This is a genomic window from Paraburkholderia piptadeniae, assembly GCF_900007165.1.
GTDB classification, from domain to species: Bacteria; Pseudomonadota; Gammaproteobacteria; order Burkholderiales; family Burkholderiaceae; genus Paraburkholderia; species Paraburkholderia piptadeniae.
This window is the reverse complement of the sequence record NZ_CYGY02000023.1, coordinates 336938-363760: the sequence shown is the minus strand read 5'-3', so window position 1 is coordinate 363760 and position 26823 is coordinate 336938. Positions and strand designations below refer to the sequence as shown.

At 61.9% G+C, this 26823-nt stretch carries 19 protein-coding genes; 12 read left to right on the top strand and 7 right to left on the bottom strand.

Annotated features, from left to right (window positions below; translation table 11 throughout):
* Nucleotides 1–1681: 1681 nt before the first annotated feature.
* The 5 genes from BN2476_RS11665 to BN2476_RS11645 form a co-directional block, all read right to left on the bottom strand.
* Nucleotides 1682–2020, bottom strand: coding sequence for a hypothetical protein (locus tag BN2476_RS11665; RefSeq protein ID WP_143810946.1), 339 nt, complete (start codon nt 2018–2020; stop codon nt 1682–1684).
* A gap of 940 nt (nt 2021–2960) precedes the next feature.
* Complete coding sequence (locus BN2476_RS11660; protein WP_143810945.1) at nt 2961–5102, bottom strand: hypothetical protein; 2142 nt, start codon at nt 5100–5102, stop codon at nt 2961–2963.
* A gap of 117 nt (nt 5103–5219) precedes the next feature.
* Entirely contained in the window at nt 5220–5780 is a 561-nt protein-coding gene (locus tag BN2476_RS49690) for an HNH endonuclease (RefSeq protein WP_087734343.1), read from the bottom strand.
* Between the two features lie 974 nt (nt 5781–6754).
* Nucleotides 6755–7267, bottom strand: a complete 513-nt coding sequence (locus tag BN2476_RS11650; RefSeq protein WP_087734288.1) for a GNAT family N-acetyltransferase — start codon at nt 7265–7267, stop codon at nt 6755–6757.
* A 35-nt stretch (nt 7268–7302) separates the two neighbouring features.
* Nucleotides 7303–7716: a hypothetical protein gene (locus BN2476_RS11645; protein WP_087734287.1), complete on the bottom strand. Its 414-nt coding sequence runs from the start codon at nt 7714–7716 to the stop codon at nt 7303–7305.
* Nucleotides 7717–8564: 848 nt separating this feature from the next.
* On the opposite strand from BN2476_RS11645, the gene BN2476_RS11640 reads away from it, so the two are divergent.
* From BN2476_RS11640 to BN2476_RS11595, 10 genes are all read left to right on the top strand, one after another.
* Complete coding sequence (locus tag BN2476_RS11640; RefSeq protein ID WP_087734286.1) at nt 8565–9674, top strand: OpgC domain-containing protein; 1110 nt, start codon at nt 8565–8567, stop codon at nt 9672–9674.
* Nucleotides 9671–11389, top strand: coding sequence for a tannase/feruloyl esterase family alpha/beta hydrolase (locus BN2476_RS11635; protein WP_173819609.1), 1719 nt, complete (start codon nt 9671–9673; stop codon nt 11387–11389). Before BN2476_RS11640 ends, BN2476_RS11635 begins: the two co-directional genes overlap by 4 nt.
* Nucleotides 11390–11647: 258 nt before the next feature.
* Entirely contained in the window at nt 11648–12511 is an 864-nt protein-coding gene (locus BN2476_RS11630) for an STAS domain-containing protein (RefSeq protein ID WP_087734285.1), read from the top strand.
* A 9-nt stretch (nt 12512–12520) separates the two neighbouring features.
* Nucleotides 12521–12877 (top strand): STAS domain-containing protein, encoded by a 357-nt coding sequence (locus BN2476_RS11625; RefSeq protein WP_087734284.1) that lies wholly within the window; start codon nt 12521–12523, stop codon nt 12875–12877.
* A gap of 19 nt (nt 12878–12896) precedes the next feature.
* Nucleotides 12897–13322 (top strand): anti-sigma regulatory factor, encoded by a 426-nt coding sequence (locus BN2476_RS11620; protein WP_087734283.1) that lies wholly within the window; start codon nt 12897–12899, stop codon nt 13320–13322.
* Nucleotides 13307–14476 carry an ATP-binding protein gene (locus BN2476_RS11615; RefSeq protein WP_087734282.1) on the top strand — a complete coding sequence of 390 codons (1170 nt, stop codon included), beginning with the start codon at nt 13307–13309 and terminating at the stop codon, nt 14474–14476. The genes BN2476_RS11620 and BN2476_RS11615 overlap by 16 nt, the downstream gene beginning before the upstream one ends.
* A gap of 117 nt (nt 14477–14593) precedes the next feature.
* Nucleotides 14594–16039: an ATP-binding protein gene (locus BN2476_RS11610; protein WP_087734281.1), complete on the top strand. Its 1446-nt coding sequence runs from the start codon at nt 14594–14596 to the stop codon at nt 16037–16039.
* A complete protein-coding gene (locus BN2476_RS11605; protein ID WP_087734280.1) occupies nt 16036–17622 on the top strand; it encodes a response regulator in 1587 nt (528 codons plus the stop codon). The genes BN2476_RS11610 and BN2476_RS11605 overlap by 4 nt, the downstream gene beginning before the upstream one ends.
* Nucleotides 17623–17852: 230 nt before the next feature.
* Complete coding sequence (locus BN2476_RS11600; RefSeq protein WP_087734279.1) at nt 17853–20792, top strand: response regulator; 2940 nt, start codon at nt 17853–17855, stop codon at nt 20790–20792.
* A 516-nt stretch (nt 20793–21308) separates the two neighbouring features.
* Nucleotides 21309–22616 (top strand): solute carrier family 23 protein, encoded by a 1308-nt coding sequence (locus BN2476_RS11595; RefSeq protein WP_087734278.1) that lies wholly within the window; start codon nt 21309–21311, stop codon nt 22614–22616.
* 74 nt (nt 22617–22690) lie between these two features.
* Here the strand turns inward: BN2476_RS11595 and BN2476_RS11590 are convergent, their stop codons facing one another.
* A complete protein-coding gene (locus tag BN2476_RS11590; RefSeq protein WP_087734277.1) occupies nt 22691–24355 on the bottom strand; it encodes a Na+/H+ antiporter in 1665 nt (554 codons plus the stop codon).
* Nucleotides 24346–24738, bottom strand: a complete 393-nt coding sequence (locus tag BN2476_RS45455; RefSeq protein ID WP_143810943.1) for a hypothetical protein — start codon at nt 24736–24738, stop codon at nt 24346–24348. The genes BN2476_RS11590 and BN2476_RS45455 overlap by 10 nt, the downstream gene beginning before the upstream one ends.
* Nucleotides 24739–24777: 39 nt before the next feature.
* Here BN2476_RS45455 and BN2476_RS11580 point away from each other — a divergent pair, with 39 nt between their 5' ends.
* Both BN2476_RS11580 and BN2476_RS11575 read left to right on the top strand, forming a co-directional pair.
* Entirely contained in the window at nt 24778–26052 is a 1275-nt protein-coding gene (locus tag BN2476_RS11580; protein ID WP_087734275.1) for an EAL domain-containing protein, read from the top strand.
* A gap of 36 nt (nt 26053–26088) precedes the next feature.
* Nucleotides 26089–26793: a copper homeostasis protein CutC gene (locus tag BN2476_RS11575; RefSeq protein WP_087734274.1), complete on the top strand. Its 705-nt coding sequence runs from the start codon at nt 26089–26091 to the stop codon at nt 26791–26793.
* Nucleotides 26794–26823 lie beyond the last annotated feature (30 nt).

Below are 26823 nucleotides of genomic sequence, written 5' to 3'. Positions count from 1 at the left end.
GGTGTAGAAAAGCGCCCTCACGCTTTCTTGAGCGTAGCTTTATGATCAGGCTTTCGGCACCAAAAATGGCGATTCGCCGTCGCGCTCATATTATTGGAGCACGTCTTATGCAAGGGCGGGAACGAAGGCATCCGGACATATCCTGCAATTGAATGCACGGACGCTGGCGTTGACGGCTTGAGGTGCACACTGGCATGTGCTATTGAGCGACGATATGCGTTGCGTACTTAGTGTGCCGCGCCAAGCAACTGCGCGGCACATTACTTTCACTGTTGCTGCAAGAAGTCTCTGACCGTTGACGTTCTCCAGTAAGGCCGCGGATCACGGCCATCGGGAGGCGGAATCCGCTTGAGTTTCAGCCTTGCATAGAAAGCTGAATGCGAAAGATCGCCGAGCAGTGCTTGGAAATGCGCTACCCGGATGAACCCCGGTTCGTGCAGCGAAATGTGCGGAGCCTTCGGTGTAGTATGTCCGGATTTCCTCTTCTTAGCGGGTTCAGTTTCATCAACACTGCGATTTATAGTTAATGACATTTCTTCGGCCTCCCTGAGAGCATGCGGCGCAACAATTGGGCCCAGCTCGGTTGATAAAAACCCGGCGACCGAAATCTCATCAGGGAGAGCACGAGCGCCCGGATGCCTCATTGCCCATCACGGGCGATCCCTTAAACGTGTAGCGCGCTAGCGCCCCCAACGGGATCGGATGAGACAGGAAAATCGTATCTTGCGCCCGGATGCGTTGCAACCTTCCAGGATGCTTTCGAGGCGGTCGTTCTTTGCGGTTTGGTTGCGATGTGAATGTCGAAAAGCGAGCGATACCGATCAGGAGCCGTCACGCCGTGACAGTTGCCGGCCTGTCAACTCCTGTGGGCACGCTATCGATCGCAGTTCCTCATGCGGATGCACTACCCTGATCTATTGGGCCATAGTACTCGTGCTAGGGTGTCTGCAATTTGATTGCAATGCCGTCGAATGTCGACGCCATGCTTACGGTGTTCTGTGATTGCGGGAGCCAGTCTTGCTTAAGAACGTCTTGCCTCGACCACAGACAGCAATCTGAGATGTGGTTACACCGGCAATGCAAGTGCTTTTCCCAGATACAACGTTGAATTTCGAAGCATCAAGCGGCGACTCGGTGAGGGTTTCGTCAAAATCGTCGCGCTGCCTGTCGATCGCTGAGGTCTAGCTCGCCCCCCGTCGGGTCGGTAGGTACTGCCATTCAAAAAGATACGCCTGCAGGGCCGTTAGGTGGCTCCTCACTCCTTCGCTGGTGCAATTGATTGCACGAGGCCTTGGGCTCACGCAGATCATTCGCGGCGTCCTGATGAGATATACGGAGCGCCGGAGGGTCCGTCCACTTAGGTTGACAACTACCCGCGTTTTGCGATGCCAATGCGCCCTAATGTGCAACAGCTGGTGCTTGATAGCAAGCAATCAGGGGCGGAGGACGGAAAAACGGCGGGTCGTTGCTTGATAGCAGGCACCGATTGCGTGATTCCAGACAACCCATTGCATGCTGGCAAGCAATCGTATACAGAGATTACGACACAGACTACGACAGAAAAAGAAGCAGCGTTCGCTGCCGCACCAGGCTCCGCGCCATTTCTGTCGTCGTCTGTGGACGACGGAATTGAAGGGGCAGGATTCAATGATGCATGGCAAACCCATAGGTCATTGTTGGGTCAGTGATCCGCACCATCTTTGTCAATGAGGTCGGAAATAGCGCGGGAGCGCCGCCAAAACGCATCGCGCTTGGGCTCGGCGGGAGCGTATTTTCGCAACCAAGCCCATGCTGCGAGCCAAACCCGGGTCTGTCCGATGACTCCGAGCTTAAGCTTTTCGGGCTCGTAGACGGCACAGAACGGCCAGCCGTTTGCGATCCACACCTTCAGCCCGGATGCGTGATCCAGCGTGTACCTGCGCGGCGCATCAATCCGCCATTGAGTCGGCTGCTGTCGGATCAATTCCGCAATCTTCTTCGCTACCGGGTGGTCGACGTAGCGGTTCCAAAGATATTTCATCTTCATCCTCGCATGAACACAATCAGCCGCTCTCTGGCGTCCCAGCGTTGACGCGGCTAACTCACCCTCGGTGTTAGCTCTTTGGCAACGCCCTGATCGTGTTGCCACGGTGTCAGGCGCTTAGGGGCACAAAGATGCTCAGAAATCGAGGAGTCGTATTTGTTGCGGCAGACCACATCCCGGTACAGTTCGCACTGCCCGGTGTTGCGACAACGTCGCCTATCTTAATGTCCGCGACGGATACCCATCCGGTCGGCGTGAGCATTTGCACAGACTCGGAAAGAGGATGAGTGACACAGTTACCTGCGTTCGCAAGCGAAGCGCACTTTCCGCTAATCATTGGTGACGGCGCGACGGGAACGTGTAGCTGGTGCCGTCCAACTATCCGCAGCTTTCCTGACTGCGAGGTGAAGTACACACGGTTGATCGTGACGCTCATCCTCATTCTCCCGATCGAAGAGCGAGGCCCGCATCATGCCCCGCGGGTTAAAAAGCTCGGCGGAGGAGCCGATTGGAGACCTCGGACGCCGGAGTGTGCGCTGCCTGGTGCGGACAGCATCCGTGAGAACCTACGCTCTCTCGCACTCCGTTGCGTCGGATGGATTGAGCATAGTCCAAGACCGAGGGGGAAGCCAAGGTACACGCGCGATGTAGAATGCGCTGGTTCTCATAGCTTGCTACGATGAGTGGCGTCCCACAGTGCGAAGCACATAATCGGAAAGGCCCCTAACGCGAGAAGGATTCCGCGTGGCGTGCTCACCAAGCTTGAGTGCCCGATTCACGTAACCCTTGAACTTCTCTGATGGCATGCGCTATTTTGATCCGCCGCGCACCTCGGGTGCTTTGTCGGTCAGCGAGATGGCTCCTCCGCGACTGATAGACTGCTAACGACCCTGTTTCGGCCGTTCGCCATCTCCGAAACCGGACGTTCGGCGCCGATTCAGTGTGATTGCGGTGAGATCCTCCACTGTGCAAGACCAGCTAAGCACCTATCTACGTGGTCTTTGCACTTCCGCGCTGTTGCGAGTGAGACAAAACGAGAATGGGCCGGGGGATTACGGAATTTCTCCACGGCTGACTGCTCTATAAATTTGGCAATATCGCCATTCATAAGTGCCGCTCTTCCGGCGGAATTAAGGTTTGAACAGAGCTTGGATGCAAAGTATTGCTTGACCTCAAGATCATCTCCAGAAATAGAGCTCGCTTTCCCCAGAAAAATTCTCAACGAGCCAAGTTCAAGGCCAGATAGCTTCCCCTCTAAGACCGGGACCAGACGCTCGATAAGCTGAGTCCAAAATACATGCGCCTTTTTTCGCTTGTCGGCAACCTTCTTGGACAATGAGGTGTCTTCATTGCTTAGAGCTTCGCCTACACGAGCCCACAGTACCTCGATTTCCATCTGCACCGAGGGTGAGGATCTGAACGGTGCGATTAAAAGATCGTTCAGTTCATGCTCAAGAATACGGAAGAACCCTAGGGCAATCATTCCCGCGTCGCCTTCAAACGAATCGCTCTGCTCAGCAGCTTCCAACGCTGACTCGGCCCATGTATAAGATAGCTTGCTCATCGGGCTTAGGACGCTAATCATACGGTTATGCTGAACGTCTTTGGTCAAAGTGGTGCTGCAGTCAATTCCTGAAGAGGACAACGCAGACATGATTGCGGTTTCCGCTGGCAGCTTGCGCGATGCCGCCTCTACATATGCCGTCTGTGTTAGGCCCACAAGAGCCGCTGGAACGGGCTCGCCGCGCAGCATAGGCAGCATTCTCGCAATGTTGTCAACAAATGGCACTATACCGCCCAACCTCCACTGAGTTTCCAACGCCTGTGCATAGTCGGCAAGTTGGCTCTCATAGCCTACGTTCATCAATCGCTTTACGATCGGTATATACCTTTGCCCTCGAGGAGCTGACACTAGCGTCACTGCAAAGTCAGGATCGAACGCGCAGAGTGCAAGCTGCAGACGCGAGGCCATAGAGTCCGGTGCGAGATTGTCGTCCTGTTCGTTGTCACGCGACAAATTCATGGCGACGTCGTGGGCCTCCAGCCACTCCGCGAACCGCAATGCAACGGCACATGAGTGACGATTGAATCCGATAAAGAACGGATCACTTTCGTTCGAGATGGTACTCAACTGCCACTTCATGGCAATCGCCCTATCGTTCATATCCTTCAATGCGTTCTCTGGGTCTGGGGCGTTCAATGCCAAAAGTTGACCCAGATACCGAAAGAACATTGGTGAAATAGTTGATGCCCCGACTTCCTCAACCAGCTCGACCAACTGCGCCACTCTTCCGCAGTAAGCGAGACATTCGAGCTGCAATGCCTTTGCAGCTCTATAATCGATGTGATTTGGACCAACTTTCGACGCGTACGAGATGCACTTATTGAGGTCGTCCGAGTGAAACAGAGCCATTGCTTCTAGGAATTCGAGCTCACCAGGATGGTGGGCTTCTTCTTTCAGAGCGCCAATAATTTTGAAAGCTGTCCTCCATTCTTTGCGTTGTGTCGCCGCGAAAAGACGCAATCTGAGATCAGCCTGAGTGCTCATGGATAGATGCTCATCCAACACAGCAGGCACCTCCCTCTCCATCGCTGCGGCGAAGTCAGTACCACGCGGCGATGAATTAAGAATATGAGTGATGAGCTTTAACTTGTTGAATATCCGTAGCTGTTTTATTCCTGCGTCACCTCTATGGCTCTCAAGCGCATCCCGATATTTTCTTCCGAGCTTGCGCATTTCCTCCAAAACACTTACGGTAATCGAACTGAAGTCGCCACCATTGGCGGTTCTATTAAACACGAGCTGCATGGCCGGGTCGCTGCTTGCCAATTGGTTAAGCCAAATAGAAAACCCCTGATAATCCGGCACCGAGGTACCTAGGAGGCCCCCGGACATTGCAAAGTCTTCAAGCGCTAGTTCAAGTTTCCGTGCTGGCTGGCCTCCGTTGGCTCCGGCATTGCTACGCTGCAACAGATCTTGCAGAAGTGATGGGAGAGGATGAGATTGCTTGCCGCCTCTCTGCTTGTTCTTTTTTGCTTTTGACATAGATCTCAAGGAAAGAAAATCCGTTGTGAACATAAAGCCTGTCGTACTCTAACGTGTTAGCTGACCTTCAAGAAAGCCGTGCGTTGCGCGTCAAAGCGGTCCGGGTGGCATACATCGGACCCGGAGCCGCCATCTGGGTCGCTGCAGCTGCTACGACCGCTCTCGAAATCCAAGAGAAATCCGGCTACGCATAGTCGTTTGCCGCTTGTCGACCGTTTCGGTCATCCAAGCTAAGGAGAGCACGGCGGCTTCAAGCGCCTTAATGCTAGGAGAAGCTGATACCGGGCTCGCGCACCTCAAGGATTGTCCATGTAGATGTCCATAATTCACAGAGGTGCGAAGTGACGGCGCTAGGAGCACTTGTCTGGTAGCTGGGTCGATTCCAACCAAGCCGCAGTCAAGCAGCGTGTGAAGGTCTGCGCGCAGTAAGAGCCCGTTGGTTACGTGGTTAGTCTCTGGACCGAGGTAGGGTGTGATATGCGCCGCCTCTAGCACGTCCTGAACGTTGCATCCCGTGATTGCGCAGCGACCACCATATGCGGCCAGCAACGCGTCTCTAAAGTTCTTTTGACCACGCCTAATCTTAATTCCGCGTGTGACCCGTTCGCGGGCGTCTTCGACCCCTCCAGGATCGAATGCATTCGTGTCAGCGTCGTTGGCTGCGAGTGGGAGAGGCCCATCGCGCGGCACGCTGGACAGCTCAGGGAACATGTCCAGAAAGTGCTTCGGCAACTTGAAGCCGTAGCCCTGCAGCAGTCGCAAATCGCGCACGCCTGACACATCGAATGGAAAATATAGCGACGTCTTCTTGCCGTGGCGGGCGTACACGCCATCTACGAGCTGCCTTAAAGCTGGTGCGCTCTTTCTCAATACCTCGAGCGTCAATGTCCGCGGGAGTTGATGAAAATCTGATAGTGGAATCAAATAGCCGGGCCGAGCTATTGGATCGTCCCCTCTTGCTCGCGCAAACGTCCCCCGCGCTGCCCACACTATGGGCGCATCGTGTGGAGGAGCAGCGATTCGTGACCAGCCGACTATGCCGCCAACTCCAGGGCTCTTGTTGTAGTGCAGAACGCTATCCCCAATCTGTGCCTCCTTAAGCAGGGAATAGCGCCAGTTATCGCGGCCGCTGGAGTCGGTGAGGGGCGCCCTCAGATCGGCTCCAATGTCAGCCCTATCAGTTGCTTCCAACCAAAAACGCTCAGCTGGGTCGCTAACCCACCAGTGGCTTCGTGACTTCGTTGTATGCGGCCGGACAGGCATCCGTATTCTCCCGTAATGCGCGTGATGAGCTGTTTAGATTTGCTTTGAACTGGCTCTCTCTCTGCGATCGAATCATTCAGGCAACGGCGACATTCTTCTTCGTGTGTCCTGTTCGAGCGGGATCGACGACGCTGGCCGTCCATCCCAGGTCCATTGCTGCCGGGCAGCGGAAGCTCCCTGACCTGTAATCGACCAAAGGCGAGCTTCTTGGCAGCCGGAAGGACGACGGTGCTACATGCGGCACCAGGACATCGCGAAATTGGGCGCCTTTGAGTTGCTGGTGTCGTCACTTGACACATTTATTGTGGCAACGATGACAGTTTTCACGCAGTCTGCGCGAACCGGGCGGCCCCGGCATTGAATGACAGGGAGTTTCAGAAAGGCACGGGCGCGCCGCACGGCGAATGACCGTCAGCCAGTGTTCACAATTGCCGACCCGTAGCGGTCTCGAAACGGGCCGTGTAACGATATGCATCACGCCCCGAGTGAGCGTCCGTAATGCTTTCTCGCGGAGCATTCAGGACGGCTTCGGCTACTCGCTGCGAAGACAGATTCGTAACATCGATCACCGCTTCGACGTAGATCTGGCTAATGCGGTTTTCGCCAGCTTGGCGGACCTGGTCCCTAATAACTTCCCGCAGGATCTGCTTCGCGTATCCCAGACGGCGGAATGCCTCCGGTACCGCGTAACCGAGAGCAACACATGGGAAACCGTCGACCTCGCCATTCATGATGCAGGAGACGAAAGCTTCGACGGTCCGCAGATCACGTTGCAGTCGAGCATAGGTCAACCGATTAACGCCAGGTGCCGGTCGGTCAAAGTGGCTGTATAAATTTGCGCAACCGGGAACGGGACCGATCTCGAGTATTCCCGAGCGCAGGCCAGCCTCGAACGAAAGCATGCCTTGGTGCGGGTCGGCCATTTGTGTACTCATGTTTCTCCTCCGCTTTGGTTAATGTTTGTTGCGATTCAAGGCAATTCGTGGCGCGGGATCGTCGAACGCTCATACACCGCAGCGTTGTTGATGTTCCGGGCCAAAAGGGTGATGACGGCGTCGCCCTCGTCGGCGGTCTTCGCGTGCGCCTCGACTGCGGCACGGAAGCGCTTACCGATCGACTTGCGAACCGAGGGTTCAATCTTGGTCCACTGGTTGCCCGTGGCCGACGCGTAAATTTGGTTCGTTTGGAACGTCGTACCGTTCTGGCCCTTGAGGGCGGATTGCAACATCACTGCAACGAGCGCATCAACTTCTTCTTCCGTGAACGCGACCTTCCTGCGCGCTTCGAGCGCGCCCACAAGCAGTTGCTTAACGGCGTCGTCAAACGGGTTGCGCTCGTCGAACACCTCATATTCGTCGTCCAACAGTTGCAGAACGTCGCCCACTATGGTCTCCGGAAGCTCGATGGTCACCCTCATACAATTCCTCTGGTGTTGCCTTGTTTAGACTGCTTGCGGATTGTATTTCCGGACATTGAGCTCGTCAACACCATTCAATGGTTTGGTTGGGATAGGCCAGTTCTTTTGGATTGTGAAGCTCTGGTTTCCTCGATGATCCGTTCGTGCATACGGCCCGGCAATTCCGCGCGCAAGCGCTCGACCGCGCAGTAACTCGCCTGCGCGCTTCGCTGCGGGCACGGCCCGAACCCGGGGCCGACGGAGCAGCGCTATGCAGTTGTGCCGATGACCGGAAAGGAGCCTTGGGGGCAACTATGGGGGCAACATGCTCGATCAAAATACGCGGATATAGAGTTTGTACGGGCTCCAGCCAGTTGTTCGATCCTCCTCCGCCGTATGAACCCGATGTCAGCCCATGCACGGAGAATTGCACGAATAAAAAAACCCGAAAGAGATGAGCAATAGCTGATGAACACCAGCAAACCGCAGCCGAGCTTGTCGGGCATCGCTGAGGAACTAGGGAGTTTGCCAAACGAACGACGTTGATAGAAGAACGCCTGCGCATTCCCGACGCACGAACTCACGCATCCAGAAACATCACCACCAAACCCGCCCGGAAACACGCGTTCGCAACCTCAAAAGTTTCAACTCCCTTCCTTCTGCAATTCATTCTCACAACAACGGGTAAACCCGGGAACGTTCTGAATCAAAACAGTTCCTACTGCACGTAAACCCCGACGCGCGCGGCGCGCGGCGTTGTAAAAGCCGTCGTGAGCAAAGTCCCCGTCGCGCCTCCAACTTAGTAGAGCACGAGCAAGCCCCAACCGAGCCCTCGAATGCAAACCCGCACCTCACGCTCGATCGAAGTGGATTTCTTCCGAGGGATCGTGCTGATCGTGATCGTGCTGGACCACATTCCGGGCGGCGTCCTGCAGCACCTGATGCTGCATGCGTACGCCTTATGCGATTCAGCCGAAGTTTTCGTCTGCCTCGGAGGCTATGCATCCGCAGCAGCCTACAATGCCGTGCTGGCCAAAAAGGGCCAAAAATCCGCCCAAAACCGCTTCTATAAGCGATGCTGGGAAATCTACCGTGCCTATCTGCTGACAGCGCTACTCACGCTGCTCTCGGGCGCGATCCTTCAGTTCCTGCATCTGAATCGCCCGATGGTCGACCTGACAGACTGGTCATCTTTCTCATCGGCGCCAATCAGGGAGGCCTTCAACATCGCCACCCTCAAGCGCCAGCCCTATCTGTCCAGCGTCCTGCCGATGTATGTGCTCTTCGCGATCACGGTCCCCTACATCGTGCCGCTCGCGCGAAAATCGGCGGTATCGGCCCTGACCCTGAGCCTCACGATGTGGGCGCTCGCCATTCCACTGGCGAAGTTCTTCGCGATCGACGATGTCAGCAACTGGTCCTTCAATCCCTTTGCCTGGCAACTGATGTTCGTCATCGGTATCCTGTGCCGTGTGCAGCCGGTGTCCGACCGCTTCCAGTTGTCGAAAACGGGCCGCTGGCTCACCGGTATAGCCATCGCCGCCGTGCTAGCCTTCGCCATCGTCAGGCTTTTCGTTCTGACGCAGCCGCTGCCCGGCCATCTGAAACAGAACCTGTCGATTGAACGCGTGATCAACTTCCTTGCCATTGCCTGGATCGCCGCCGTGCTCGTCCGCACGGGCCACATCGCGAAACTCGCGCACCGGATGCCCGCCGTCATCAAGGTCGGCCAGACGGGCCTCGTCTGTTTCGTCGGCGGCACGCTGATTTCGCTGATCGTCGATACGGCGACGCCGCGCGACATCCACGGCCTGAGTCACGGACTCGCCGCGTTCGCGGGCGATCTCGTCGCGATCATCGCCGTGCTGCTGCTCGCGCGCATCTGGAACGAATGGAAGGGGCCGACGCAGTCGCGCGCGGCTGTCCCAGGAGCCGATTGCCGATGAAGCGCGGTATCGCATGGCCGCGTGCGGCGCTCGGGCTCGCACGCGCGGCGCTTCTTTACGCGATCGTCTACAGCGCGCAATCGGCATTGGCGGCCGCCATCGCAACGAACAACGCCTCGCCGGCCGGACAGCCCCCGGCGCAGAAACAGAACGAACCGCCATTCGCCACTCGCTGCACGGACCTCGGCGGCATCTGGATCGACGCTGACTCGATCGCGTTGCCCACGCACGGCGCGCACATCGAATCGGCGACGATGATCTCCGCGCAAACGCCCGGCAACGGCGCAGGCGACTTTTGCCGGATCACGGGCGTCATTCGTGCGATCAAAGGCACGACGCCCGACATCCGCTTCGACGTGAATCTGCCGAAGAACTGGAACGGCCGCGCATTGCAGGTGGGCGGCGGCGGCTACAACGGCTTTGTCGTGACGGGTATCGGCGTGATGCCGTTCTCGCCGGTACGCGCGCCGCTCGCGCAAGGCTACGTGACTTTCGGCGACGACTCGGGACACGTCGGCAATTCGGCGCTCGCAGTATTCGGTCTCGTCGACGAAGCCGTCGTGAACTTCGGCTACGCGCATCTGAAGAAGACGCACGACGCGGCGCTCGCCGTGATCATGCGCATGTACGGCCATCCGCCGGGGCGCATGTACTTCGCGGGCGGTTCGACGGGCGGGCGCGAAGGCTACACGGTGATGCAGCGCTTCCCGGACGACTACGATGGCGTGATCGCCGATTCGCCCGCGCTGAACTTCTCGGGCGTGCGGCTGATCGGCGTGCGCGTCGGCCAGGCCGAATACGCGAAGCCCGGCGGTTTCGTTCCGCCCGCGCTGCTCGAGCGCGTGTACCAGAAGACGCTTGAAGTCTGCGACAAGCTCGACGGCGCCTCGGATGGCATCGTCAGCGATGTCGTCGAATGCCGCAGACATGAAGCGGAAATCATCGATGCGCTGCGCTGCCACCGCGGCACCTCATACGCGCAAGAAGGCGGCTGTCTCAGCGACGCGCAACTCTCGACGCTGCTCGTGCTGCGCGACGGACTGAGCCTGCCGTACAAGCTCGCCTACGACGTGAGCGGCTATCGCGGCTACAACGTCTTCCAGGGCACGCGCTTCACGGGCGTGCTCGGACTCGGCCACGACCCCGTGCGCCAGACGTCGCCGACGTTCGGCGGCAACGGCTATCTGTTCGCGCAAGGCGACGGCTATATCCGCTATTTCGTCGCGCAGGACGCGACGTTCGATTCGATGAAATTCGACGTGCTTCATCCGGGCAAGTATCAGAAGCAGGTCGTCGCGCTGTCGCAGACGATCGGCGCGATGAATCCGGACCTGAGCCGCTTCATCGCAAAGGGCGGCAAGCTGATCACGATGCAGGGCCTCGCCGACGAAGTCATCAGCCCGAGCCAGACCATCGCGTACTACGACCGGCTCGTCGATCAGTACGGCGACGAAACCGTGAACGCATTTATGCGTCTGTACATGGTGCCGGGCTTCCAGCACGGCAGCGGCGTGTTCATTCCTTCCGTCGATCTGCTCGGCGCGCTCGACAACTGGGTCACGCGCGGCATCGCGCCGGAGACGCTGCTCGCCACCGATATCGCCGCAGCCACCAACGGACGCTCGCGCCCGCTGTGCCGCTATCCGATGTTTCCGCGCTATCTGGGCAAGGGCAATCTGAACAACGCGAACAACTTCGTGTGCAGCGAGCCCTGATCTCCCCGATTGCTACGCATCACATCCAGGCGAGCGTGAAGCAAGGCTGAATCGCCGGTCACGCATCGCATATTTCCGCCCTCATTTGTATCGTCAGTTGCATGCCGCGCCTGTAGTATGGGTCGATCATGCGGCAAGGCGCGGCTAACTGTCATCATCGACGCGTCATCCGGTAATGTTTGCGGAAATCGGATGCGCGCGAACAGTTTGTACGCAAACAAGTCAGCAATATTTACAGCACCGTTCCCCGGAGACCTTATGAACGCATCGAAAACGGCAGTGCTCGTCGAGGTGCTGACGCGTCATCGCGATACGCTGCTCGCCGACTGGTTGAATCAGCATCTATCGATTGCGCTGCGTCGTGGCCTGACGACGGAGGCGGAGATGAACGATCAGTTCCGCAACTTCCTGAACGTCTTCTCCGATACGCTCGCGAATGCCGAGACGCTCGACGCGAGCCGTCCCGAGTGGGAACCCGTGCGCGCGTTTCTCGCCGACATGTCCTCGCATCGCGCGCGCCAGGGCTTCACGCCCGCCGAAACGGCAACGTTCGTGTTCTCGCTGAAGCAGCCGCTCTATTCGCGCCTGCGCATCGAGTTCGATGCGCGGCCGGAAGAACTCGCCGACGTGAGCTGGACCCTGAGCATGTTGCTCGATGCACTCGGCCTTTATACGACGGAAGTGTTCCAGCGCAGCCGCGAAGCGATCATCTCACGTCAGCAGGAAGAGCTGCTCGAACTGTCGACGCCCGTCGTGCAACTCTGGGAAGGCATTCTCGCGCTGCCGCTCATCGGCACGCTCGACTCGGCGCGCACCCAGGTCGTGATGGAGAGCCTGTTGCAGAAGATCGTCGAAACGGGCGCGGCGATTGCAATCATCGACATCACGGGCGTGCCCACCGTCGATACGCTCGTCGCGCAACATCTGCTGAAGACGGTGGCGGCCGCGCGTCTGATGGGCGCGGACTGCATCATCAGCGGCATTCGTCCGCAGATCGCGCAGACCATCGTGCATCTCGGCGTCGATCTGACGAACGTGATCACGAAGTCGACGCTTGCAGATGCGTTCGTCGTTGCGCTGCAAAAGAGCGGGTCGAGCATCTCGACACGCACCGCCAGCTAAGGTGGCGACATGGACCGCATTCCAATCCTGCGGATGGGCGATTGCCTTATCGTCTCGATTCAGGTCGACATGCACGACCGTCTCGCGATCGCGCTTCAGGACGACCTGACGGCGCGCATTGTGAAGGACAAGGCGAAGGGCGTGCTGATCGACATCTCGGCGCTCGACATCGTCGATTCGTTCATCGGCCGCATGATCAGCAACACGGCTGCGATGGCGACGGTGCTCGATGCGCAGACGGTCGTCGTCGGCATGCAGCCTTCCGTGGCGATCACGCTGGTCGAACTCGGGCTCACGCTAAGCGGCGTGCGCACTGCGCTCGACGTCGAACGAGGCATGGCGCTGCTTCAGCAGCGGCAGCGCTGATCAATCGGGGCGCTCGCACATGAACTCATTCGGCGTAGTGGTGGCGTCGACTCTCGTAGTCGGTCTGCGCTCGGATCATGAGATCGTCAAGCTCCGCCAGCTCGTACGCGACGAGGCAATCGCGCAAGGCTTCTCGCTCGTCGATCAGACGAAATTCGTCACGGCCGCGAGCGAGCTGGCACGCAACACGCTAATGCATGGCGGAGGCGGCGACGCAACGTTGAACGTGCTCGCCAACGGCACGCGCAAAGGGCTCAGGCTCACATTCGTCGACAAGGGCGCGGGCATCGCGGATGTCGATCGCGCGATGCAGGACGGCTTCTCGAGCGGAGCGGGCCTCGGTCTCGGGCTCGGCGGCGCGCGCCGTCTGTGCGACGAGTTCGAGATTCGGTCGGAACCAGGCAAAGGCACGACGGTGTCGATCACCAAATGGAAACTTCGCTAAGCGGTCTGCGCGGGATGCACACGTCGTTCGAAATCGCCGACGCGAGCGGCGTCGCGTTCGCGCGCCGCGGCGCCAATGACGCGGCGCAGAAGGGTGCGCTCAACGACACCGATGCGGGCCGCGTCGCGTTGATCGTGACGGAAGCGGCGACCAACATGCTCAAGCATGCGCAGCACGGCGAACTGCTCGTGCGCGCGCTGCCTGCGGATGCGACGGGCGCGCTCGCCGACGGCGTCGAGATCATCGCCGTCGACAAGGGCCCAGGCATGCAGGACGTGCGCCACGCCTTTCACGACGGACGCTCGACGGCCGGTTCGCCCGGCACGGGACTCGGCGCGATCAATCGTCTGTCGGACGAATTGTGCGTGTACTCGCAGCCGCGTCTCGGGACCGTGCTGCGCGCAGTCGTGCGCAGCTGCGGCGCGAGCGCTCGCGCGGCCACGGGCGCGGGCCGCCCGGCATCGGGCACGGACATCGGTGGCATCTGCGTGCCTTACCCGGGCGAATCAGTGTGCGGCGACGCGTGGGGCGTCGATGCCGATCAGCACGGCCTCACGATCACGGTCGCCGACGGTCTCGGTCACGGACCGGACGCGCACGTGGCGGCGGCGAGCGCGATCGAAGTCGTGCACCGGCGCGCGGGCCGCTCGCCCGCTACGCTGATGCAACTGGCGCACAGCGCGCTGCGTCCGACGCGTGGCGCGGCCGTCGCCATCGCGCGGCTCGATCTTGCCCGCGCGCAGCTCGCGTTCGCGGGCACGGGCAACGTCGCCGCAACGATCTTCAATGTCGGCCGGCCTGCGTCCGTCAGCGGCGGAGCGGGGCTTGGCATGAACGCGTTGGGGCACGGCACCTACACTTCGACGAGTGGTGCGCGCAACAGCTGGCAGCTCACGTCGCGCAACGGCATCGTCGGTCATACGATGCGCGATTCGCAGGAATTCGAAGTGCCCTGGACGCGCAACGCATTGCTGATCCTGCATTCGGACGGCATCGGCACTCGCTGGGATCTGGCTGCTTATCCGGGCTTGCATCTGCAGCAGGCCGTGATGATCGCCGCCGTGCTGTACCGCGATTTTTCGCGCCGCCGCGACGACGCCACGGTGGTCGTCGTCAAGGCGGATCAGCAATCAACTTGCATAGGACCGGAGTAAGTGCTCTGCATGGGACGGGAGTAAGTGCTGAAGCACCAACTCCGGTCGACAGCTTTGCATGGGACCAGAGTAGGGCGCTAAAGCGCCAACTCCGGTCGACAGGAGTAAATTTCAAGCATGACGACCCCCATACTGCGGATCAGGCTAGATACCGAGGAAGACGTCGTCGCAGCGCGCCGCAAGGCGCGCTCGATTGCTGCTGGCCTCGGCTTCTCGCTGCTCGACCAGACACGCATCGCAAGCGCGGTATCGGAGATCGCGCGCAATGCATTCGAATACGCGCACGGCGGCGAAGTGTCGTTTGCCTTCGACGACGCGGCGAAACCCCAGGCGTTTCAGATCGACGTGCGCGACAAGGGACCGGGTATCCGCGACCTCGAATCGGTGCTCGACGGCACGTACCGGTCGTCGACGGGCATGGGCCTCGGCATCGCAGGCAGCCGTCGGCTGATGGACCACTGCGCGATCGAATCGTCGGCGCAAAGCGGCACGACGGTTTCGATGGCGCGCTACCTGCCGAACGACGGGCAGGAAGTGGCCGTGGCCGACATCGACGCGATCATGCGCGCCCTCGTCCAGCAGAATGCGCTGCAAGACAGCAAGGCCGGCGCGCGCCGTTCGATCGACGAAGTGCACGAGCAGAACCGCGAACTGCTGTCGACGCTGACGGAACTGCGCGACCGCCAGGACGAGCTCGTGCATCTGACACAGGAACTCGAAGCGACGAACCGGGGCGTGGTCGCGCTGTACGCGGAGCTCGACGAACGCGCGGACGAACTGCGCCGCGCCGACACGATGAAATCGCGCTTCCTGTCCAACATGAGTCACGAGTTGCGCACGCCGCTCAGCTCGATCCGCGCGCTGTCGAATCTGCTGCTGAACCGGCTGGATGGCGACCTGTCGGCGGAGCAGGAACGCCAAGTGCTACTCATCCGCAAATCGGCCGAGGATCTGTCCGAACTCGTCAATGATCTGCTCGATCTGGCCAAGATCGAAGCGGGCCGCACCGATGTAACGCCGGTCTGGTTCACGGTTTCGGGGCTCTTCGCGGCGCTGCGCGCAATGCTCACGCCGCTGTTGACCAACCCTGCCGTGAAGCTGATCTTCGAGGACACATACGGGTTGCCACCCATCTTCAGCGACGAAGCCAAGCTCACGCAGATACTGCGTAATTTCGTCTCCAACGCACTCAAATTTACCGAGTGCGGGGAGATTCGCGTGGGCGCGCGACTGGAGGCGGGCGGCGAACAGGTGACGTTTTTCGTGTCCGATACGGGCATTGGTATCGCTGAGGAGCACCAGCAAGTGATCTTCGAAGAGTTCGGCCAGGTGCAGAACCATCTGCAACAGCGCGTAAAGGGCACGGGCCTCGGCTTGCCGCTGTGCCGCAAGCTCGCTGCGCTGCTCGGCGGCTATACGGGTGTCGACAGCGCGCCGGGCGTCGGCTCGACCTTCTACGCGACGTTGCCGGTGAAGGCTGAAGCCATCGCCGCATCGGGAGCGGACGGCGCGACAGGTGGCGCAACGGGCGGTGCGGCCATCGCGCATGGAGGCGCGTCATGACGCTTGCCGCTCCCCTCGTTCTCAACGTCGACGACAACGACGGCGCGCGCTATGCGAAAACGCGCGTGCTCGTGCACGCCGGTTTCGAGGTGATCGAGGCGGCGTCGGGCCAGGGCGCGCTCGATCAGGTGCGCACGCACAAGCCCGCGCTCGTGCTTCTCGACGTGAAGCTGCCGGACATCAGCGGCATCGAAGTGTGCTCGATCCTCAAGCGCGATCCGCAGACGCGCTCGACGCTCATCCTGCAAACGTCGGCCGCCGCCGTGCAGTCGTTCGACAAGGTCCGCGCGCTCGACGGTGGCGCGGACAGCTATCTGACCGAGCCGATCGAGCCCGCGGAACTCGTCGCCAACGTGCGCGCGCTGTTGCGGCTGCATCGCGCGGAAGAAGCGCTGCGCGACGCGGATCGCCGCAAGGACCAGTTTCTCGCCACGCTCGCGCACGAATTGCGCAACCCGCTCGCGCCGATCCGCAATGCCGTCGAGCTGATGGACCCGCGTCATAACGCAAACGACGACGCGTTGCGCGATGCGCGCATGATCGCGCGCCGGCAGGTCGAGCATCTGAGCCGGCTCGTCGACGATCTGCTCGACGTGTCGCGCATCACGCACGGCAAGATTTCGCTGCGACTGGAATGTGTCGACATCGCGGCGGCTGTCGCGACAGCGGTGGAGACGAACCAGCCGTTCATCGACAGAAAGCATCACGCGCTGCGCGTCAGCATGCCCGACGAGCCGTGCATGATTCGCGGCGACGCGATTCGTGTCGCGCAGGTCATCGGCAATCTTCTGTCGAATGCGGCGAAGTACACGCCGGAGGGCGGCGAGATCCATCTCGTTGTGAGCGAGACGGACGGCAGCGTCGCGATTCGCGTGCGCGACAATGGCATCGGCATTCCGCCGAACGAACTGGCCGACGTGTTCAATCTGTTCATGCAGTCCGAAGATTCGCTCGCGCGTTCCGAAGGCGGGCTGGGCATCGGACTGTCGCTCGCGAAGACGCTCAGCGAACTGCACGGCGGCACGATCGAAGCGTTTTCGGCGGGCGCGGGCATGGGCTCGGAGTTCGTCGTCACGCTGCCCGTCGCGCAGCAGACGGACGAGGGCGCGCCCGCATGCGGCGACACGCCCGACGACGGCGCGGAGTCTTCCGCGCGCGCACCCGGTGCGAAGCGACGCGTGATGGTGGTCGACGACAGCGTCGATGGCGCGGAGTCGATGTCGATCCTGCTCGAAATGCTCGGGCACGAAGTTCGCGTGTTGTACGACGGCGCGGCGGCGATCGCGGCCGCGCCCGGGTTCAGGCCGGAAGTAGTGCTGCTCGATATCGGCTTGCCGGGCATCGACGGCTATCACGTCGCGCGCGCGTTGCGGGCCGAGCCCGCGTCGGCGAACGCATTGCTGATCGCGCTGACGGGCTACGGACAGGACAGCGACCGGCAGCGCACGCACGATGCAGGCTTCGATCATCACCTCGTGAAGCCGGCTTCGCTCGACGATATCGAGCGCGTGATCGCAGCGGACGGCGCGCTTGGCTCGCCGCGCAATCCGGGCACGCCCGTGCGTTCGGACGTGACGGAGTGAGTTCGAACAAGACGAGTTCAAAACAAGGAGAGAAAGAGGCCGCGGACAAAAACAACGGGCAAAGGGGACTAGCGAAAACAGCAGCGTAGTTGACGAACAGTTAGCAGGCAGCAAGCAGCAAGCAGGCAGCAGGCAGCAGGCAACAACGGCAGGCACGGGCGAACGGCGCATCCGGCAATGGCAGCATGCATGCGCGCGGGCAATACGGCGGGACAGGTGAGGCTGCGTCGATGAAACCGGACAACACGATGGCGGGCGCGCAAGCTGAGGTGGACGCGGCGCTCGCGGGCAGCACGGCGCCGGGCTTTCTCGCGGGCGGCGGCGAGATGGGCAGCCTGATACGCGGCTTCGACTGGCGCGCGACGCCGCTCGGCGAGCCCGAAGCATGGCCGCAAAGCCTGAAGACGGCGATCCGTATCATGCTGACGTCGCGCCAGCCGATGTGGATCGGCTGGGGACGGGATCTCATCGCCTTCTACAACGATCCGTACAAGTCGATCATCGGCGGCAAGCATCCCGCCGCGCTCGGGCAGCCGGCGTCGGTCGCATGGCGCGAGCTCTGGAGCGATATCCGTCCGCTGCTGCAAACCGCGCTCACAGGCACGGAAGGCACGTTCGACGAACAGAAGCTCCTGATCTTGGAGCGCAACGGCTATCCGGAAGAGACGTACTACACGTTCTCGTACAGCCCGATTTCCGACGACAGCGGCGGCATGGGCGGCATCATCTGCGCGAACAGCGACGACACCGTGCGCGTGCTCGGCGAACGGCAGTTGCGGCTGTTGCGCGAGATCGGCGCCGCGACACGCGACACGCCGTCGTGGCGCGACGTCCGCGAAGACAGCGTGCTCGTGCTGAAGAGCGATCCGTACGAGGTCGCACTCGCGCTCTTCTATCGGGCCGAGCCGGGCAGCACTGTGGCGTCGCTGGTCGGCGCGAGCGGCATTTCCGCCGATCATGCCGCCGCGCCCGTCTTGTCGCGAACGGGCGAGGTGCTCGGCGGACTCTTCTTCGGCCATCCGAAGCCGGGCGTGTTCACTGCGCGCGACGGGCGCATTGTCGAAGGCATCGCTGCGCAGGCCGCGACGGCCATCGACAATGCGCGCCCGGACCAGGCCGCGCAACGCGAAATCGTCGAGCGCACGAGGGTCGAAGAAGCGCTTCGCGAGCTGAACGAAACGCTGGAGGCGCGCGTTGCCGAAGCCGTCGCGGATCGCGACCGTCTGTGGGACTTCGTCGAGGAACTGCTGGTGGTCGTGGGCTTCAATGGCGAGTTGCAGCGCGTGAGCCCATCGTGGACGCGCCTGCTCGGCCACGACACGCACTGGCTCGCGCAACAGTCGTACTTCACGCTGATTCATCACGACGATCTCGCGATGGTGAACGTGCGTCTCGACGACTTGCGGCGCACGGGCGCGCCCGTGCGCTTCGAAAACCGCCTGAAGCATATCGACGGCTCGTGGCGCTGGATCGCATGGACGTTCTCGCTCGATCCGGATACGAAGCGGATTCACGGCGTCGGCCGCGACGTGACGAGCGACCGCGAAACGCAGGAGGCGCTGCGGCACGCCGAAGAAGCGTTGCGCGTTGCGCAGAAGATGGAAGCGATCGGCAATCTGACGGGCGGCGTCGCGCACGACTTCAACAATCTGCTTCAGGTGATCGGCGGCAATCTGCAACTGCTCGCCGACGATGTCGCCGGTTCCGAGCGGCCCGCGCAACGCGTGCGCAATGCGCTCGCAGGCGTCGCGCGCGGCGCGAAGCTCGCGTCGCAACTGCTCGCGTTCGGCAGGCGTCAGCCGCTCGCGCCGAAAGTGGTGAACCTCGGGCGCTTCGTGCGCGGCCTCGACGACATGCTGCGCCGCGCGCTCGGCGACGGCATCGAGATCGAGACGATCGTCTCGGGCGGCCTGTGGAATACGCTCGTCGATCCGTTTCAGGTCGAGAACGCGCTGCTCAATCTCGCGATCAACGCGCGCGATGCGATGGACGACCACGGCAAGCTCACCATCGAAGCGGGCAACGCGTCGCTCGACGATGCGTACGCGAGGCGCCACGCCGAAGTGACGCCGGGGCAGTACGTGATGCTCGCCGTCACCGATACGGGCTCGGGCATGTCGGCCGATGTGCAGGAGCACGTATTCGAACCGTTCTTCACGACGAAGCCCGAAGGCCAGGGCACGGGCCTGGGCCTGAGCATGGTGTATGGGTTCGTCAAGCAGTCGGGCGGTCACGTGAAGATCTATAGCGAGCCCGGACACGGCACGACGATCCGCCTCTATCTGCCGCGAGTGCGCGACGAAGAAGACCTCGAAACGGATGTCGACGCCGGTCCGGCGACAGGCGGCGCCGAAACGATCCTCATCGTCGAGGACGATGAGGACGTGCGTACCACGGTCGTCGAGATGCTGGCGTCGCTGGGCTATCGCGTTCTGAAGGCGAAGGATGCGCAGAGCGCGCTCGCGATCGTCGAGAGCGGCGTGCCGATCGATCTGCTCTTCACCGATGTCGTGATGCCCGGGTCGATGCGCAGCACCGAACTGGCGCGCAAGGTGCGCGAGCGGCAGCCCGGCATCGCGGTGCTGTTTACGTCGGGCTACACGGATAACGCGATCGTGCATGCGGGGCGTCTCGACCAAGGCGTCGAACTGCTCAGCAAGCCGTATTCGAAGGACGCGCTCGCGCGCAAGCTGCTTCACACGTTGCGCGCGCAGTACGCACGCCCGCACGACGCGGTCACGATGCAGGCGGAAGACTCGCAGACCGTGCGGCTGGTCGATCGCGGCAACAACGAGACGTTCGATGCGATTCGCAATCTGCGTGTGCTGTTCGTCGAGGATGACGAACTGGTTCGCGTCAGCACGGCGGAGCTGCTGCGCACGTTCGGGCTCGAAGTCGCCGAAGCGCAGGACGCGGAACAGGCACTACAGATGTTGAACGACGAGACGTTCGACGTGCTGTTGACGGATGTGGGGCTTGTGGGCGCGTCGGGTGTCGAGCTTGCGCTCGATGCGAGGGCGCGGCAACCGGACATGCGCGTGATCTTCGTTACGGGCTCGGATGCGCCGCTGTCAGCCGAACAGCAGTCGCAATTGCAAGAAGCGGCGCAATTGCGCAAGCCGTTCGATCCGCTCGAACTGATCGACGCGTTGCGCGGGACCACCGAATGATTGGCTCAGGTCCATGCTTCGACGCAAGCAATGCGGTCTGCATAAGGACACGCAAAAGCTGACGGCGAAAAAAAACCGCTCATGCCGGGGAGCATGAGCGGAAAGTCGGAGAGTTACAACATCGCTAGCGCTACTCAATCAATCGGGGTCACGCAGCCGTTGCAGTGTAGAGAGGGCGGCATCCGTTCTCATATCAGATAATTCCCAAAGCTCTCTTCCGAGAAGCATGCACGCATGCGGAGCCAGCGGCGTTCCGTGTGAGCCGTGATTCCGGCTTGCTCAAAAAATAGGTGGCCGCGACGGCCCACCAGGCGCAGTCGGAAAACCGCCATCGCCGTGTTTTCGCTTCGAAACAACACCGGGCGATGCCGTCGCGCCCGCGCATTTTGCGCGGCTTGTCAGCGCCAGGCGCTCTCCGTACACTCGCGCGTAGTTCAAGAATCCCATCCTGGACCGCGCCGCACACGCGGCGCGCACCCCACACAAGATCTACGCCAATAGAGGAGAGCCCCCGCGATGGCCGATTCCTATTTTCCGCGCTGGCGCGTCCAGCCGAAGAGCGTCGAAGGGCGCGTCGTCAACACCGACGAGCGATTGCCCGGCCCGTCGATGCTCGCGATGGGCGTCCAGCACGTCGTCGCGATGTTCGGCTCGACGGTGCTCGCGCCGCTGCTGATGGGCTTCGATCCCAATCTGTGCATCTTCATGTCGGGTATCGGCACGTTGCTGTTCTTCGTGCTGGTCGGGGGCCGCGTGCCGAGCTATCTTGGTTCGAGCTTCGCGTTCATCGGTCTCGTGATCGCGATTACGGGCTATACGGGGCAAGGGCCGAACCCGAACATCCCCGTTGCGCTGGGCGGGATCATCGCGTGTGGCGTGGCGTACATCATCATCGGGCTGATCGTGTCGGCCATCGGCACGGCGTGGATCGAAACACTGATGCCGCCCGTCGTGACGGGCTCGATCGTCGCGGTGATCGGCCTGAATCTCGCGCCGATCGCCGTCAAGGGCGTGAGCGGCAGCCCATTCGATTCGTACATGGCGCTGGTGACGGTGCTGTGCGTCGGCGCCGTGGCCGTGTTCGCGCACGGCATGCTGCAGCGTCTGCTGATTCTCGTCGGCCTGCTGATCGCCTACGCGATCTACGCCGTCGTCACGAACGGCATGGGCATGGGCAAGCCGATCGACTTTGCGATCGTCGCCAACGCGCCGTGGTTCGGCATGCCGCATTTCATGGCGCCCGCCTTCAACGGCCAGGCGATGACGCTGCTCGCGCCCGTCGCGGTGATTCTCGTCGCGGAGAACCTCGGGCACATCAAGGCCGTGAGCGCGATGACGGGGCAGAACCTGGACCGCTACATCGGCCGCGCGTTCATCGGCGACGGTCTCGCGACTGTGGTGTCGGGCTTCGCGGGCGGCACGGGCGTGACGACGTACGCGGAAAACATCGGCGTGATGGCCGTCACGAAGATCTACTCGACGCTCGTGTTCGTGATCGCCGCCGTGATCGCGCTGGTGCTCGGCTTCTCGCCGAAGTTCGGCGCGGTGATCCAGACGATTCCGGGCCCGGTGCTGGGCGGCGTGTCGATCGTCGTGTTCGGGCTGATCGCGGTGACGGGCGCGCGCATCTGGGTCGTCAACAAGGTCAACTTCTCCGACAACCGCAACCTGATCGTCGCGGCCGTGACGCTGGTGCTGGGCGCGGGCGACTTCTCGCTGAAGTTCGGCGGCTTCGCGCTGGGCGGCATCGGCACGGCGACGTTTGGCGCGATCATCCTGTATGCGCTGCTGCGTCGTAAAGGCCCGCAAGAACCGGCCGTCTGACGCTTTCTCGTTGATGAAAGAACCGGCGCCCGGAGTCGCTTGGCTCATGAGGCGCCGTTTCGATCCGCACCGTCTCAGTCCTTCTCTTTCCCGCGCGTGAGCAGTGCCGTCTCCGACAGATCGACTTCGCGCATCAGCTTGTTCATCGTGTCGTCGTTGATCCGCAGCCTGCTGCGCATGTCGAGCAGCGTCGCGCGCTCGGCGCGCATCGCCGCGAGCTTCATCTGAAATTCCAGTGCTTCGCCGCGCCGCGCTTTGTCAGCGGGACCGATGTCGTCGTCCAGCGTCGCGAGACGCCTGCGGTAGATGCCCATCACGCGCGCCGTCACATCGGCGGCATGCGCCGATGCCGCTTCGTCGAGATCGGCCGTCAATGTTTCGTGCAACTCGTCGATCGCGCGAATCGCCGCCTGCGCGGCCTGAATGCGCGCCGCGCGTTCCTCGGCCGCGTGCGGATCGGCGCGGCGTCGCGCGCCGTTCATCAGCAACGGCAAGCCGGCCACGGCCACCACGAGGGACACGAGAATCACGCCCGACGCGATGAAGATCGCGAGATCGCGTCCCGGCAGCGGCTGTCCGTTCGACAACGCGACGGGCAATGACAGCACGCCCGCGAGTGTCACCGCGCCGCGCACGCCCGCGATCGTCGTCATCGATACGGTGCGCAGCCCTGGCACCGCGTTCGCGACGCCGTGCTTCGCCGCGCCGCGGCTCGCGAACCAGCGCAGCAGCCACACCCACACGAAACGCAGCGCATAGAGCGCAACGGAAACGGCGGCGACATAGAGGATCAGCCGCAACTCTGAGCCGCTCTGTTCCTCATGCGCATCGAGCAGCGCGCGGCCGATGATATGCGGAAGCTGCAGCCCGAGCAGAATGAAGACCATGCCGTTGAAGATGAACTCGATCATCGTCCACGTGACGCTCGCCCGCACGCGCGCCGACGCCGGGCTCGCGGCGGCGAACGTCGAGTAGTTCATCGTCATGCCCGCTGCGACGGCGGCGAGAATGCCCGAGAAGCCAAAGTGCTCGGCGAACAGATACGCGGCGAACGGAATCAGCAGCGTCATCACGACGCCGGGCGCGGGGTCGCCTTCTTCCGTGAGATTGAGAATGCGCGTCGACGCGTAGCTGAAGAGCCAACTGACGGCCGCGCCTGTCGCCAGTCCGCCGAGCGCGATGATCACGAAGCTCACCGACGCATCGCGCAGCGAGAACACACCCGTCAGCGCGGCGGCCACCGCGAACTTCAACGCGACGAGGCCCGACGCGTCGTTCATCAGCGCTTCGCCTTCGAGGATGTGCATCAGATGCTCGGGCAGCCGGTTGCGGCCCGCGATGCCGGACAGCGCGACGGCGTCAGTCGGCGAGAGCACGGCGGCGAGCGCGAACGCGACGGGCAGCGGCATCGACGGCACCATCGCGTGAATGAAATAGCCGACGGCGACGACCGTCATGAACACGAGGCCGAGCGCGAGCATCAGGATCGCGCGGCGCTGCATGAAGAACTCGCGCTTGGGTATGCGCCAGCCGTCTGCGAACAGCAGCGGCGGAATGAACAGCATCATGAAGAGCTCGGGATCGAACGTCACATGCAAGCCGAGGCGCGGCCATGCGAGCAGCGCGCCGAACGCGATCTGCACGAGCGGCAGCGGCAGCCTGAACGGCACCAGCCGCACGACGACTCCGGAAGCGGCAACGGCGAGCAGCAGGATCAGAACGGTAAAGACTATATCCATCGGAAGCGGGATGTGGACAACAGGCGGAAGCGCGATGCAGGGGCGAGGCTTCGAGGCGACGGTTTGGAACGGGACTTCGCAGCGACACTCAGCAGCGGCACTTCGCGCGACATGAAACACAAGGTTCGGCAAGTGCCGTCCGGCGTTTCGGTCAGCCCGAAGTTTAGCCCGATCGTATGAATTCCCGCCGCGAACATCGCAAGACGACCGAAAGCCTTGCGCACCGCGACGGTGCATCGCACGCCCTGACGCGACGCATGCGCATCGCGCGCGGTGCAGCGCCGGATGCGGCGTTCGATGATGCGTGCGCCATCGCGCGCATGGAGCTTGCTTATCATGAGCCGACGACGCACATTTTGAGGACGGACGCCGCGCTTTCGCATTCGCGACGCGCGCGCCGGACCCTTGCGTGAGAGGACTGCATGACCATTGCGCAACAGGAAAGAACAGCGGTGCCGCACGGATTCGAGCTCAGCGTGACCTCGGGCCTGCAGCGCTATTCGGTGCAACACGGCGACCTGACGCTCACGAGCGTCTTTCAGCCGATATTCAGCCTCTCGCACATGCGTGCCGTGGGTTACGAAGGGCTGCTTCGCGCGCACGACCCATTCGATCGCGCGGTGTCGCCCGTCGACGTATTCGGCGAGGCGGCGCGCGTCGGCGATGTGCTGCATGTCGACCGGCTCGCACAGTCGCTGCATCTCGAGAACTTCAACGTGCTCGGCGCCGAGCGCGAGTGGCTCTTTCTCAACGTCCATCCGGGCGTGCTGATCGACTCGTATCACTCGGCGGCGCTGCTCGCGAATCTGCGGCGGCTGAACCTGTCGCCGCGACGCATCGTGCTCGAAGTGCTAGAGCAGAGCGCGCAGGACATCGAGCGGCTCGCCGATGCCGTGCGCCAGTTTCGCGAGCGCGGCTTCCTGATCGCGCTCGACGACTTCGGCGCGGGCCATTCGAACATCGAACGCATCTGGCAGCTGAATCCTGATATCGTGAAGCTCGACCGCATCATGCTGTCGCATGCCGCGCATCGCGCGGACATGGCGTCGATCCTGCCGGGGCTCGTCGCGCTGCTGCACGAGGCAGGCAAGCTGGTGCTGATCGAAGGCGTCGAGACGGAGCACGAAGCGCATATGGCGCTCGCTTGCAACGTCGATTTCGTGCAGGGCTTTTACTTCGCGCGTCCGCATCCGGGGCTCGCCGACGCGGTGCATGCTGCGGCGTGCATCGGCGAGCTGACCGAGCGTTGCCAGTCGCAAGCGGAGGAGCGCGAGCGGCGCAACGCGTCGCGGCTCGCACCGTACATTCGCGCATTCGAGCGCGCGGCGGAACGGCTCGCCGCCGGCGAACCGCTCGACGAAGTGTGCTGGAATTTTCTCGCGCTCGATCATGCCGCGCGCTGCTATCTGCTCGACGACAAAGGCCGGCAGGCCGGGCGCAACGTGGTGCTGCGCGCGGACCGCGCGACGCACGAAACGCGCTTTCTGCCGCTATCCGATGCGCAGGGCGCGAACTGGCTGCGCCGTCCGTATTTCCGCACGGCGATCGAGGCGCCCGAACGCGTGCACGTGACGCGGCCTTATCTGTCGATCAATGAGGCGGTGCCATGCGTGACGCTGTCGGTGGCGACGCGGATCGGCAACCGTACCTGCGTGCTGTGCGGCGACATCGACTGGTTCGAGGAGCCGCGCTTCTGAGATCATGTCGCTTTCATCACGACATGACGCTCTGACATGACAGGCAAACGGGTGCTGCTCGAAGTGATCGCGACGACGCTCGCCGATGCGAAAGCCGCTGCACGCGGCGGCGCGGATCGGCTCGAACTCGTCACCGCGATGGGCGAGGGCGGGCTGACGCCGAGCATCGGTTTGATCGAGGCCGTGGTGGCGGCCGTGCCGATTCCCGTGAACGTGATCGTGCGGCCGCATAGCCGTTCGTTCGTCTACGATGCCGGCGATTTCGCCGTGATGCTGCGCGACATGCGCGCGGCAAAGTCGGCGGGCGCGAATGCCGTCGTGATCGGGATGCTGACGCCGTCGCGCGAAGTGGACCGCGAAGGCTTGGCGCGCGTCGTGGAAGCCACCGACGGCATGCCCATCACGTTTCATCGCGCATTCGACGAAGCGCGCGATCTGCACGAAGCGCTCGATGTGCTGCTCGGCTTCGATGCCGTCACGAACGTGCTGACGTCGGGCGGCAAGTCTTCCGTGCTGGATGCGCCCGCTGCAATTAGCTCGCTCGCGCGGCGCGCCGAGCGGACGCACTGCACTGTATTAGCAGGTGCGGGATTGACGGTCGATCGCGTCGCGGACTTCGTGCGCGATACGCAGGTGAAAGCGGTTCACTTCGGGGCGGGTGTGCGTGTCGGCGGCAAGGGCCTTGCGCACGTCGACGAAGAAAAGGTGCGGCGCGTGAGGGCCTTGCTCGACATTCTGTGATTCGCGCTCTCAGCGTGTGCCGTGCTCAAA